A 12542-nucleotide genomic window follows, 5' to 3' on the forward strand; every position below is an offset into this window, starting at 1 on the left:
CGACACGCAAAGTGAATGGCCGAGCGCCGCCTCAGGGGCGCATCTCCTTCTCGGCCTCGGTCAGCGAGGCCTGGAAGGCGTCACGCTCGAAGACCCGCTGCATATAGCCCAGCAGCGGCTTGACCTGCTTCTCCGGCAGCTCGATGCCCAGCGCCGGCAGGCGCCACAGCAGCGGGGCCAGGCAGCAGTCCACCAGCGAGAACTCCTCGCTCATGAAATAGGGCATGTCCTCGAAGATCGGCGAGATCCCCACCAGGCTCTCGCGCAGCTCCTTGCGCGCCTTCTCGGCATCCTTCTTGGCGCCATCGAGGATCTGCTCCACCAGCGGGCACCACTCCCGCTCGATACGGTGCATCCACAGGCGACTCTGGGCCCGGGCCACCGGATACACCGGCAGCAGCGGCGGATGCGGGAAGCGCTCGTCCAGGTATTCCATCATCACCTTGGATTCGTAGAGCACCAGGTCGCGATCCAGCAGGGTCGGCACGCTGTTGTAGGGGTTGAGATCCGCCAGCTCCTCGGGATGATTCTCCTCGGAGACCTCCAGAATATCGACGGCCACCCCCTTCTCCGCCAGCACGATACGAACCCGATGACTGAAGTGATCATCGCTACCGGAATAGAAGGTCATCGACGACCGCTTGGCCACTACACCCATGAAACAATCCTCGCATCAGTTCGAGCCAAGATGATAACACGCTCATCCTGGCGTGAGACGCACCCTCGGTGCATTCGACACGGCACCTCGGGAACTCGGAGCCCTGCCCCTGCATCGGCTCCCGGACATTCGACGCAAAGGGGGCGCATGACCCGGTCATGCGCCCCCGCACCGAACGGCATGCCGATCAGTGAATGTCGCGCCAGTACTCGCGCTTGAGCAGGTAGGCGATGACGCCGAAGATAAAGATGAAGATCAATACCTTCGGGCCCAGTGCCTGAGCCTGGAGCTTGGAGGGCTCACCCACATAGGCGAGGAAGTTGGTCAGGTCATAGACCGCCTCCTCGAACTCCTCGGGCTCCATGGCCCCGGGGCGGGTCACCTGCAGTACCTCGCAGGACTGGTACTTGCCGGTCAGCGGATCGAGCTCGGCATGACCGTGGGGACGATCGCTCTCGGCACACACCATCTCCTGCACCCCCTGCAGCGGCTCCAGCACATTGGGCATGGCCACCAGCTCGAAGACCGCGTTGTTCACCCCGGTGGGGCGGCTCGGGTCCTTGTAGAAGCTGAGCAGGTAGGAGTAGATCCAGTCGGTACCGCGCAGGCGCGCCTCCAGGGTCAGGTCGGGCGCCGCGGCACCGAACCAGTTCTCGGCATCCTCGGCGGCCATGGCGTTATGCATCTGGTCGTTGAAGGCCAGATCGGAGGAGAAGATCAGGTTCTCCTCGACCAGGTCCTGGGGCATGCCCAGGTCCTCGGCGGCGCGAGCGAAACGCTGATGCTCCAGGCTGTGGCAGCCCATGCAGTAGTTGGTGAACAGCTGCATGCCCCGCTGCAGGGAGGCCTGATCCTGAAGGTCGGGAGTCATCGAGTAGGGCACAGCGGCGCCCCCCGCCGCCAGCGCCGTGAAGGGCACCAGCGCGAACAGCAGTGCGAAGAGTTGCTTTTTCATTAGCCAGTCACCCTCTCCGGAACGGGTTTGGTCTTCTCCAGCTTGGTGTAGAGCGGCATCAGCAGGAAGAAGGCAAAGTAGATCGCGGTACACACCTGGGATACCAGGGTACGCACCGGGGTCGCCGGCAGCACGCCGAGCACGCCGAGGATCACGAAGCTGATGGCGAAGAGCACCAGCATCACCTTGGAGATCCAGCCCTTGTAGCGCATGGAGCGCACCGGGCTACGGTCGAGCCAGGGCAGCACGAAGAGGATCGCGATCGCCCCACCCATGACCACCACGCCGAGGAACTTGGCATCCAGGCCGAACAGCGAGAAGGTAATGGCCCGCAGCATGGCGTAGAAGGGCGTGAAGTACCAGACCGGCGCGATATGATCCGGGGTCTTCAGCGGGTTGGCCGGCTCGAAGTTGGGCCGCTCGATAAAGTAGCCACCGCCCTCGGGGAAGTAGAAGATCACCACGCAGAAGACGAACAGGAAGACCGCCACACCGACGATGTCCTTCACGGTGTAATAGGGATGGAAGGGAATGCCGTCCAGCGGCTTGCCGGTCTCGTCCTTCTTCTCCTTGATATCGATGCCGTCCGGGTTGTTGGAGCCGACCTCGTGCAGGGCGATGATATGCAGCACCACCAGCGCCAGGATCACGATGGGCAGGGCCACCACATGCAGGGCAAAGAAGCGGTTCAGGGTAATGCCAGAGATCAGGAAGTCACCGCGCACCCACTGGGCCAGGTCGGGACCGACCGCCGGGATCGCCGAGAACAGCGAGATGATCACCTGGGCCCCCCAGTAGGACATCTGTCCCCAGGGCAGCAGGTAGCCCATGAAGGCTTCCGCCATCAGCAGCAGGTAGATGGTCATGCCGAAGATCCACACCAGCTCGCGGGGCGCCCGGTAGGAGCCGTAAAGCAGGCCACGGAACATATGCAGATAGACCACCACGAAGAAGGCCGAGGCCCCGGTGGAGTGCATATAGCGGATCAACCACCCCCACTCCACGTCGCGCATGATGTACTCGACGGAGGCGAAGGCCCCCTCGGCGGAGGGGTTGAAGCTCATGGTCAACCAGACGCCGGTGAGGATCTGGTTGACCAGCACCAGCAGCGCCAGGGAACCGAAGAAGTACCAGAAGTTGAAGTTCTTCGGGGCGTAGTACTTGGAGAGGTGCTCCTGCCACATCTGGGTGGCCGGGAAGCGATCGTCGATCCAGCGCATGATGCCGCTGTCGGCCTTGACGCGATTCGGGTTACCCATCAGGCGGCCTCCTCATCTTCACCGATCACGACGATCTCGTCGCTATCGAAACGGTAGGGGGGCACCTCGAGGTTGATGGGTGCCGGCACATTGGCGAAGACCCGGCCCGCCAGGTCGAAGCGTGAGCCGTGGCAGGGACAGAAGTAGCCGCCCGGCCAGCTGTCGCCGCCCAGGTCGGCGGCACCGGGCTCGGGCCGGAAGGTCGGCGAGCAGCCCAGGTGAGTACAGATGCCCACCAGCACGCCGATCTCGGGACGCAGCGAACGCAGCTGCCCGCTGACATAGGCCGGCTGCTGCGGCACCGTCGACTCCGGATCGGAGAGGCGCGAGGGGTCGATGCCCTGGGTACGCTCGATCATCTCCGCGGTGCGGTGCACGATCCATACCGGCTTGCCCCGCCACTCGACGGTCATCTGCTGCCCCGGCTCGAGCTTGGAGATATCCGCACTGACCGGGGCACCCGCCGCCCTCGCCCTGGCACTGGGCTGCCAGGAAGCCACAAAGGGAACCGCAACCCCGACGGCGCCCACCGCACCCACTACGGTGGTAGCACCCACGAGGAAACGGCGCCGCCCTTTGTTTACGCCGTTATCTGCCATTTTCAGGTTTCTCCCATCAACTTACCCGTTGTCGTTTCGCGGAACCGCGATCCGCAGCCACGGATACAAATGCGCACTATGGTAAAAAAATGCCTGCCGGAACACAACAATAAGCAGGCCCTGACCTAAGTGGAAGGCTGATATAAGTCATTGTCATATCATAAAAAAACGCCCAGACCCGCGAGGGTCTGAGCGCTCTTGACAGTCTCGAAGCGAGATTAACGCTTGGAGAACTGCGGACGACGACGCGCCTTGCGCAGGCCGACCTTCTTACGCTCGACCTGACGCGCATCGCGGGTCACGTAACCGGCGGCGCGCAGCGGCTTGCGGAACTCTTCGTTGTACTCGATCAGGGCACGGGTGATGCCGTGACGAATCGCGCCCGCCTGGGCGGAGCCGCCGCCACCCTGAACGGTGACGTAGATATCGAACTGACCGGTGGTCTCGGTCAGTTCCAGGGGCTGACGCACCACCATACGACCGGTGACGCGACCGAAATACTCGTCCAGATCACGGTTGTTGACGGTGATCTTGCCGGTGCCCGGCTTGACGAAGACGCGCGCGGTAGAGGTCTTGCGGCGCCCGGTACCATAATACTGCTGTGACATGGCGAATTATCCCTCAGATGTTCAGTTCTTGCGGCTGCTGAGCGGCATGCGGATGCTCGGCACCGGCATAGACCTTGAGCTTGGTGTACATGGCGCGACCCAGCGGACCCTTGGGCAGCATGCCCTTGACGGCCTTCTCGATGATGCGCTCGGGAGCGTGATCGATCAGCTTCTCGAAGGTCATGGAACGCAGACCACCCGGGTAACCGGTATGACGATAGTAGGTCTTGTCCTGGGCCTTGTTGCCGGTCACCTTCACCTTCTCGGCGTTGATCACGACGATGTAGTCGCCGGTATCCACGTGGGGGGTGTACTCGGGCTTGTGCTTGCCACGCAGGCGGCGAGCGATTTCGGTAGCCAGACGACCGAGCGTCTTGTCCGCGGCGTCGACGACATACCAGTCGCGCTGCACGGACTGCGGCTTAGCAGTGAACGTCTTCATGGATGAATCACCAAAAGTCGAAATTTGGGTCTTGCGGGCCGGGCCCACGCGACCATCCCTATTTTTCTTGGTTGCCAGGGCCTGAGCCATGGCAACGTTCGAGCGAGGGCGCATTCTACACGACCCGCCCCCGCCGGGGCAATCACCCGCCGACTCAGGGCTTATGCGGCAGCGCCAGGTACTCGTGGGACTGCATCTCCTGGAGCCGCGACAGGGTACGGTCGAACTCGAAGGAAAGGCTGCCCTCGGTGTAGAGCCGCTCGGCCGCCACTTCCGCCGACATCAGCAGCTTGACGCCGCGATCGTAGAACTCGTCGACCATATTGATAAAGCGCCGCGCCTGATCGTCGCTGCCGCGCCCCATCTGCGGCACATTGGAGACCAGCACCGTATGGTACTCCCTCGCCAGCTCGATATAGTCGTTCTGGCTGCGCGGCCCGTCGCACAACTCGCGAAACTCGAACCACACCACATCGTCATGGTGGCGACGCGACTTGAGCACGCGCCGATTGATCTCGATGGGCACCCCAGCCTCCCCCGCCTGGCCGGCGATCTCGCGAAAACTGCGCGAAAGCTCCGCCTCGGCGGCATCGTCCAGGGGCGCATGAAAGATCTCGGCCCGCTCCAGGGCCCGCAACCGGTAGTCGATGCCCGAGTCCACGTTGACCACCTCGCAATGGCGCTCCAGCAGGTCGATGGCCGGCAGGAAACGTGCCCGCTGCAGGCCATCCTTGTAGAGCTCCGAGGGGACGATATTGGAGGTGGTCACCAGCACCACGCCGCGCTCGAAGATCGCCTCGAGCAGGTTGGCCAGGATCATCGCATCGGTGATGTCCTTGACGAAGAACTCGTCGAAGCAGATCACCCGCGCCTCGGCGGCAAACTTGGCGGCGATCAGGGTCAGGGGGTTCTTCTCGCCCTTGTAGTGCTCCAGCTCGTTGTGCACCCGCTGCATGAAGCGGTGGAAATGCGTGCGCATCTTCTCCGGGAAGGGCAGCGACTCGTAGAAGGTATCCACCAGGTAGGTCTTGCCGCGACCGACGCCCCCCCAGAAGTAGAGCCCCATGATCGCCGGCGGCCGGGGCGCCGCGTCACTCTTCTTCTTGCCGAACAGGCCGGCCACCCGCGATTTCAGGCCCTTGCCGGGCACGCCCGCCTTGGCCGGCGCCGGTCGCCGGACCAGGTCGTCGTAGAGTCGCTGCAGGTGGGCCACCGCCTGCTCCTGGGCGGCGTCGTACTGGAAACCGTCGCGCTCCAGGTCGGCACGGTAGCGAGCCATGGGGCCCGCGGCGGGGGTGGCAGGGGAAGTCATTGTCGCGCACATCAGCGTCTTGGCTACCTCGGACTCGGGGCTTCGGGGCGCTATTATACGCAGGCGCCGACGGATTCCCATGCGTCGGCGGTCGCATTGACCCGGCCCTCGGAGTGCCTCGTATAATGACGCGAGCGTGATGCCAACCGCCAGGAGCCGCCTGGCTGATAAAGAATTTCAAGGGGAACACCGTGTACGAGAGCAATATCGACTGGATCCTGGCCATCGCCAGCGGCCTTGCCGGCATCGGCATCGGCGCCCTCGGCTACCATCTGCTCAACGCCAACGTGGCCCGCAATCAGAAGGTGCGTCAGCGCCTGGCCGAGAGCGAGCTGGAGCTGACCCAGGTCAAGGACTCGCTGAACGATCACTTCGCCCGGGCCGCCGACCTGCTGCAGGGCATCCAGCGCCAGAGCCAGGAACTGCAGCAGCAGCTCGCCCAGAGCGCCGAGCGCTTCTGCGACGATGACCAACTGAAGCGCCGCCTCAAGGGGAGCGACGAGAGCGTCGAGAGCGGCGACGACGCCGAGGGCACCGCCCCGCCCCGGGACTATGCCGACGGCACCCATGGCACCCTCTCGGAAGATTTCGGCCTGCGCCGCGCCCCCGAAGAAGCCGAGACGGCCTCCGCCACGGCCCAGCCGCCGCGCTACTGAATCCCACCCAGAGCAATCAAACAGCGGGGCCAGGCAAATGCCTGGCCCCGCTGTTTGTGTTTGCGAACCGCAGCCGCCATTTAAGCGGGATTATCGATATCCACGAAGCGATGCTCGACCCCGAAACGCCGGGCGAGCCAGTCGCCCAGCGCCTGGACGCCATAGCGCTCGGTGGCATGATGCCCCGCCGCCAGGTAGCCGATGCCCAGCTCTCGGGCCAGATGGGTGGTGCGCTCGGAGATCTCGCCGGAGATAAAGGCCTGGGCACCGGCCTCATGGGCCAGGCTGATCATGTCCTGGGCGCCGCCGGTGCACCAGGCGACTCGCTCGATGGGCCCGGCATGGCCGGAGATCAACAGCGGCTCGCGCCCCAGACGCTCGCCGATCCGCGCGGCCAGCGCCGCCTCATCGAGGACCTCGTCCGGCTCGCCCAGCCACACCAGCCCCTCCCCCAGTTCGCCATCGGCGCAACCGCTGGCACGCAGCCCCAGGCGCTCGCCGAGGCGGGCGTTATTGCCCAGGGTCAGATGGGCGTCCAGCGGCAGATGGTAAGCCAGCAGGCTGATATCGTGACCGAGCAGCGTCTTGAGGCGACGCTGCTTGATCCCGGTAATCGCCACCGGTTCATTCTTCCAGAAGTAACCGTGATGCACCAACAGCAGATCGGCACCCCAGGCCACCGCCTCATCGAGCAGCGCCTGACAGGCGGTCACCCCGCTCATCACCCGGGTCACCCGCTCACGCCCCGCCACCTGCAGGCCGTTGACGGTGTAGTCCTTGAAGCGCTCGGCATTCAGCTCCGCCTGGCAGGCCGCCACCAGCTCGTCGCGTCTGATCATTCCTGCTCCTCGATTGGGGCAATGGTACAATGCCGGCCATTGTAACCACTGTGGCGGAGGCCCCGCCACGCCAGACCGGGAGCCCTGCATGGGTCGCAAGCTGATCTCCTGGCTATGGCCGGCCCTGGCGGGCCTGGTCATCGCCGCCCTCCTGCTGCTGCTCTTTCCCCAGCTGGGCGGGCGCACGCCCCCCGTCGAGCAAGCCCCCCTACCCACCATCGCTCAGCCCGTCGAGCGCGAGAGCCGCCCCGCTCCGGAGATCGAACAGGCCGCGCCGCTGAGTCGCGACCAGGGGCCGGTCAGCTACGCCGAGGCGGTGGAGCGTGCCGCCCCGGCGGTGGTCAACATCTACTCGTCGCGGATCGTCGAGCGCGACGAGCACCCGCTGATGTCCGACCCCTTCTTCGGCCAGTTCTATGGCGACGACCTGCCCAGCCAGCAGCGCATGCTCTCCAGCCTGGGCTCCGGGGTGATCGTCAGCCGCGACGGCTATGTACTCACTAACCACCATGTGATCAACGGCGCCGACCAGATCCAGGTGGCCCTGCGGGATGGTCGCGAGACCCTCGCCGAGGTGATCGGCACCGACCCGGAGAGCGACCTGGCGGTGCTGCATATCGAGCTGGATGACCTGCCAGTGATCGCCCTCTCCGACTCCAATCGCGTGGCGGTGGGTGACGTGGCCCTGGCCATCGGCAACCCCTTCGGGGTCGGCCAGACGGTGACCATGGGCATCATCAGCGCCACGGGGCGCAGCCACCTGGGCCTCAATGCCTATGAGGACTTTATCCAGACCGATGCCGCCATCAACCCGGGCAACTCCGGCGGCGCCCTGATCGACCCGGAAGGCGCCCTGGTGGGCATCAATACCGCCATCTTCTCCCGTTCCGGCGGCTCCCAGGGCATCGGCTTCGCGATTCCCGCCAACCTGGCCCGCAATATCCTCGAGGAGCTGGTCACCCAGGGTCGCGTGATCCGCGGCTGGCTGGGCATCGAGGCCCAGCAGATGACCCCGGAGCTGGCCCTCTCCTTCGGCCTGCAGACACCCCAGGGGGTGGTGATCGCCGGCGTGATGGCGGACGGCCCCGCGGACCGGGCCGGCCTGCGCCCCGGCGACGTGCTGCTGGCGGTGGACGGTCGCCCGATTCTCGATGCCCGGGCGGCGATGAGCGATATCGCCGCCATCGCCCCCGGCGCCGAGCTGCCGCTGACGGTGATCCGCAGCGGCCAGCCGCGGGAAGTAATCTTGGAAGTGGGCGAACGCCCGACGCCGACCACCCCTAATGGCCCGGAGCGACGCCCCTGACTGACTCCCGCGACCAGCAACCGAAACCGGCTCTTGACAGCGGCGAACGCCCGACGTCGCTCCCAGCGGTCCTCAACGGCGCTGAACGGCGGCTCGCAACGACGGCGGCCCCGCCTAGGCGGGGCCGCGTCACAGGCGCCTCGGGCCGACTCAGGACTTGATGCGATACTCCGCTGAGCGGGCGTGGGCGGTCAGGGATTCACCGCGCGCCAGGATGGAGGCGGTGGGCCCCAGGCTCGAGGCGCCCGCCTCGGAGCAGTGGATGATCGAGGAGCGCTTCTGGAAATCGTAGACCCCCAGCGGCGAGGAGAAGCGTGCGGTCCCCGAGGTCGGCAGCACATGATTGGGGCCGGCGCAGTAATCACCGAGGGCCTCGGCGGTGTGGCGCCCCATGAAGATGGCACCGGCATGGCGCACCCGGGGCAGCCAGGCCTCGGGGTCGGCCACCGAGAGCTCCAGGTGCTCGGCGGCGATGCGATTGATCAGCTCCACCGCCTCGGCCTCGTCGCGGCAGTGGATCAGTGCCCCCCGCTCGGCCAGGGACTGGCGGGCGATGGCTTCCCGCTCCAGCGTCGGCAACAGCCGAGCCATGGCCTCGGCCACCGCGTCCAAATGCTCGGCGTCCCAGCTAACGAAGATCGCCTGGGCATCCTCGTCGTGTTCGGCCTGGGAAAAGAGGTCCATGGCCAGCCACTCCGGGTCGGTGCCACCATCCGAGACCACCAGGATCTCCGAGGGACCGGCGATCATGTCGATCCCCACCTGGCCAAAGACCGCCCGCTTGGCGGTGGCCACATAGATATTGCCGGGGCCGACGATCTTGTCGACCCGCGGCACCGTCTCGGTGCCATAGGCCAGGGCCGCCACCGCCTGGGCACCGCCCAGGGTAAAGACCCGGTCGACCCCGGCCAGGTGGGCGGCGGCGAGCACCAGCTCGTTGAGCACGCCATCCGGGGTCGGCACCACCATGATGATCTCCTTGACCCCGGCCACATGAGCGGGGATGGCATTCATCAGCACCGAGGAGGGATAGGCCGCCTTGCCGCCGGGCACATAGATGCCGGCGCGGTCCAGGGGGGTCACCTGCTGCCCCAGCACGCTGCCATCGGCCTCGGTGTACTGCCAGGACTCCGGCTTCTGGCGCTCGTGATAGACCCGCACCCGCTCCGCGGCCAGGCGCAGTGCCTCGCGCTGCGCCTCCGGCAGGCCGTCGAAGGCCTGACGCAGACGCTCGGGGGTCAGGGTCAGCTCGTCCATGCCGCTGACCGAGAGGCGATCGAAGCGGTTGGAGAGCTCCACCAGAGCGGCATCACCCCGGGCGCGCACCTCGGCGATGATCGTCTCGACCCGATGCTGCACCTCGGCATCGGAAACGCCTTCCCAGGCCAGCAGGCCGTCGAGGCGTGCGGTGAAGTCGGAGTCACGGGTGGAGAGTCGAGCGATATCGAGTGCGGTCATGGTTTTCTCTTGTCAGGATCGGCACGGGGCCTTCAGCATGCCGCCATCGATGCCGGCGAGCAATCCCGAAGGCCCTATGGGGAAGATATGCCGAACGTATCGGCGACTCAGGCCTCGGCGGCCTGGCGGCGCGCCGCCACGGCGGCCTCGAGGCGCTCCAGCAGCGGCTTGAGGCGCTCGTGCTTCATGGTCATGGCGGCCTTGTTGACCACCAGCCGGGTGCTGATGGGCGCGATCAGCTCGCGGGGTTCCATGCCATTGGCGCGCAGGGTATTGCCGGTATCGACGATATCGACGATCTCGTCGGCCAGGTTCATCAGCGGCGCCAGTTCCATGGCGCCGTAGAGCTTGATCACCTCGGCCTGAATGCCCCGCTCGGCATAGTAGCGACGCGCGACATTGACGAACTTGGTGGCGACCCGACGCCGGGCCCGACTGGGCTCGGCGCCGGTGACCCCGGCGGTCATCAGCTTGCACTTGGCGATCTCCAGGTCGAGGGGCTCGTAGAGTCCCTCGACGCCATGCTCCAGCAGCACGTCCTTGCCGGCCACGCCGAGATCGGCGGCGCCCAGTTGCACATAGGTGGGCACGTCGGTGGCACGAATCACCACCAGCTTGACATCGGGCAGGTTGGTATCGAAGAGCAGCTTGCGGCTCTTGCCCAGGTCCTCGGCGGGCTCGATACCCGCGTCCGCCAGCAGCGGCAGGGTCTCGTCGAGGATACGGCCCTTGGAGAGGGCCAGGATCAGTTGTTTAGACATAGTCGCCTTCACAGGTCCAGGAAATCGGTGGCCAGTCGCGCCTAGCCGGGCACGCGACGGATCTTGGCGCCGAGCAGCTGCAGCTTCTCCTCGATGCACTCATAGCCCCGATCGATATGATAGATGCGGTCCACCAGGGTCTCGCCGTCGGCCATGGTCGCCGCCACCACCAGGGAGGCGGAGGCGCGCAGGTCGGTGGCCATCACCGGGGCCCCCGAGAGGCGCTCGACGCCGGTGACCACGGCGGTATTGCCCTCCAGGGCAATGCTGGCACCCATGCGGTTGAGCTCCTGGACGTGCATGAAACGGTTCTCGAAGATGGTCTCCACCACCCGCCCGGTGCCCTCGGCCACCGCGTTCATGGCCACGAACTGGGCCTGCATGTCGGTGGGAAAGGCCGGATAGGGCGCGGTGCGAATGTTCACCGCCCGGGGCCGGCGCCCCTCCATGTCCGCCTCGATCCAGTCGTCGCCGGTGGTCACCTTGGCCCCGGCCTCCTCCAGCTTGGCCAGCACCGCTTCCAGCACGTCGGCCCGGGTACGGCGCACCTTGACGCGGCCGCGAGTCACGGCGGCGGCTACCAGGAAGGTACCGGTCTCGATTCGATCCGGCATCACGTCGTGATAGCAGCCATGCAACCGCTCCACCCCCTCGATGGTGATGGTGTCGCTGCCATGGCCGGTGATTTTCGCGCCCATGCCGATCAGGCACTCGGCCAGGTCCACCACCTCGGGCTCCCGGGCGGCGTTCTCCAGCACCGTGGTGCCCTCCGCCAGGGTGGCGGCCATCAGCAGGTTCTCGGTACCGGTCACGGTGACGGTGTCGAAGAAGATGGTCGCGCCCTTGAGGCGGCCATCGACCCGGGCGCGGATATAGCCGCCCTCGACGCGGATCTCCGCCCCCATGGCCTCCAGGCCGCGGATATGCAGGTCCACCGGCCGCGAACCGATGGCGCAGCCGCCCGGCAGGGAGACGTCGGCATGACCGAAGTGGGCCAGCAGCGGCCCCAGCACCAGGATGGAGGCGCGCATCTTCTTGACCAGCTCGTAGGGCGCATGGCAATCGCGCACCTGAGCACCGTCGAGCTGGATGGTCATCTTCTCGCCCATCACCGGCTCGACCCCCATGCGCCCGAGCAGCTCCAGGGTGGTGGTGATGTCCTGCAGGTGGGGCAGGTTACCGATGGTCACGGGCCCTTCGGAGAGCAGGGTAGCGCAGAGGATCGGCAGGGCCGAGTTCTTGGCGCCGCTGGCCCAGACTTCGCCGTCGAGGGCGCCGTTGCCGGTAATGATCAACTTGTCCATGTGGCGGCTCAGGCTCCGGTGTTTTCCGGGGCCCCTTGCCACTGGGCCGGGGTATAGGTCTTGATGCTCACGGCGTGCAGGGCGCCGCTGGCGATCTCCTCGGCGAGGGCGCCGTAGATCAGTTGCTGTCGCTTCACCGGCGAGAGCCCCTCGAAGACCTCGCCCACGGCGATCACCTGGAAGTTGCAGCCTTCGCCCTGGATATGGAAGTCACAGCCCTCGATCTGGGCCTCGAGCCGCGCCTTGACATCACTGGGTTGCATGGGCGTAAGCCTCCTTGAGTGGGTAGCGGGCGCCCTCGGCGGGCGCAGCGGAAATCGTGGAGGCCCATGGTAATCAAAAGCGCCGCCGATGGCGATGGCGGCGCGCGGCGACGACTCGGCCG

At 66.0% G+C, this 12542-nt stretch carries 14 protein-coding genes; 2 read left to right on the top strand and 12 right to left on the bottom strand.

All coding sequences use genetic code 11. The annotated features are described in order from the left end of the window. Positions 1–31: 31 nt before the first annotated feature. The 7 genes from sspA to zapE form a co-directional block, all read right to left on the bottom strand. Positions 32–658, bottom strand: a complete 627-nt coding sequence (gene sspA / locus HPA02_RS06645) for a stringent starvation protein SspA (protein WP_146802304.1) — start codon at positions 656–658, stop codon at positions 32–34. A gap of 187 nt (positions 659–845) precedes the next feature. Beyond that, complete coding sequence (locus HPA02_RS06650) at positions 846–1613, bottom strand: cytochrome c1 (protein ID WP_146802305.1); 768 nt, start codon at positions 1611–1613, stop codon at positions 846–848. Continuing rightward, positions 1613–2872 (bottom strand): cytochrome b, encoded by a 1260-nt coding sequence (locus HPA02_RS06655; RefSeq protein ID WP_146802306.1) that lies wholly within the window; start codon positions 2870–2872, stop codon positions 1613–1615. Before HPA02_RS06655 ends, HPA02_RS06650 begins: the two co-directional genes overlap by 1 nt. Beyond that, the gene (petA, locus tag HPA02_RS06660; protein WP_146802307.1) at positions 2872–3471 is read right to left on the bottom strand and encodes a ubiquinol-cytochrome c reductase iron-sulfur subunit; all 600 of its coding nucleotides are present in this window, start codon (positions 3469–3471) and stop codon (positions 2872–2874) included. Before petA ends, HPA02_RS06655 begins: the two co-directional genes overlap by 1 nt. A gap of 218 nt (positions 3472–3689) precedes the next feature. Next, positions 3690–4079: a 30S ribosomal protein S9 gene (rpsI, locus tag HPA02_RS06665; protein WP_146802308.1), complete on the bottom strand. Its 390-nt coding sequence runs from the start codon at positions 4077–4079 to the stop codon at positions 3690–3692. Between the two features lie 13 nt (positions 4080–4092). Next, positions 4093–4521 (bottom strand): 50S ribosomal protein L13, encoded by a 429-nt coding sequence (gene rplM / locus HPA02_RS06670; RefSeq protein WP_146802309.1) that lies wholly within the window; start codon positions 4519–4521, stop codon positions 4093–4095. Positions 4522–4675: 154 nt separating this feature from the next. Beyond that, a complete protein-coding gene (zapE, locus tag HPA02_RS06675; protein WP_146802310.1) occupies positions 4676–5845 on the bottom strand; it encodes a cell division protein ZapE in 1170 nt (389 codons plus the stop codon). 179 nt (positions 5846–6024) lie between these two features. Between zapE and HPA02_RS06680 the strand changes: the two genes are divergently transcribed. Next, positions 6025–6489 (top strand): Z-ring associated ZapG family protein, encoded by a 465-nt coding sequence (locus HPA02_RS06680; RefSeq protein ID WP_146802311.1) that lies wholly within the window; start codon positions 6025–6027, stop codon positions 6487–6489. Positions 6490–6569: 80 nt separating this feature from the next. Here HPA02_RS06680 and HPA02_RS06685 read toward each other — a convergent pair whose 3' ends face one another. Continuing rightward, positions 6570–7328, bottom strand: a complete 759-nt coding sequence (locus HPA02_RS06685; protein ID WP_146802312.1) for a Nif3-like dinuclear metal center hexameric protein — start codon at positions 7326–7328, stop codon at positions 6570–6572. An 88-nt stretch (positions 7329–7416) separates the two neighbouring features. On the opposite strand from HPA02_RS06685, the gene HPA02_RS06690 reads away from it, so the two are divergent. Continuing rightward, positions 7417–8634, top strand: coding sequence for a Do family serine endopeptidase (locus tag HPA02_RS06690; protein WP_146802313.1), 1218 nt, complete (start codon positions 7417–7419; stop codon positions 8632–8634). Positions 8635–8784: 150 nt separating this feature from the next. Here the strand turns inward: HPA02_RS06690 and hisD are convergent, their stop codons facing one another. The 4 genes from hisD to HPA02_RS06710 form a co-directional block, all read right to left on the bottom strand. After that, the gene (gene hisD, locus HPA02_RS06695) at positions 8785–10092 is read right to left on the bottom strand and encodes a histidinol dehydrogenase (RefSeq protein WP_146802314.1); all 1308 of its coding nucleotides are present in this window, start codon (positions 10090–10092) and stop codon (positions 8785–8787) included. Between the two features lie 107 nt (positions 10093–10199). Beyond that, positions 10200–10853: an ATP phosphoribosyltransferase gene (gene hisG / locus HPA02_RS06700; RefSeq protein WP_146802315.1), complete on the bottom strand. Its 654-nt coding sequence runs from the start codon at positions 10851–10853 to the stop codon at positions 10200–10202. A 41-nt stretch (positions 10854–10894) separates the two neighbouring features. Then, on the bottom strand, positions 10895–12157 hold the full coding sequence (gene murA / locus HPA02_RS06705) for a UDP-N-acetylglucosamine 1-carboxyvinyltransferase (RefSeq protein WP_146802316.1): 1263 nt from the start codon (positions 12155–12157) through the stop codon (positions 10895–10897). A gap of 8 nt (positions 12158–12165) precedes the next feature. After that, entirely contained in the window at positions 12166–12420 is a 255-nt protein-coding gene (locus HPA02_RS06710) for a BolA family protein (RefSeq protein WP_146802317.1), read from the bottom strand. Positions 12421–12542 lie beyond the last annotated feature (122 nt).

The sequence above is a fragment of the Bisbaumannia pacifica genome (genome assembly GCF_007989625.1).
Lineage (GTDB): Bacteria > Pseudomonadota > Gammaproteobacteria > Pseudomonadales > Halomonadaceae > Bisbaumannia > Bisbaumannia pacifica.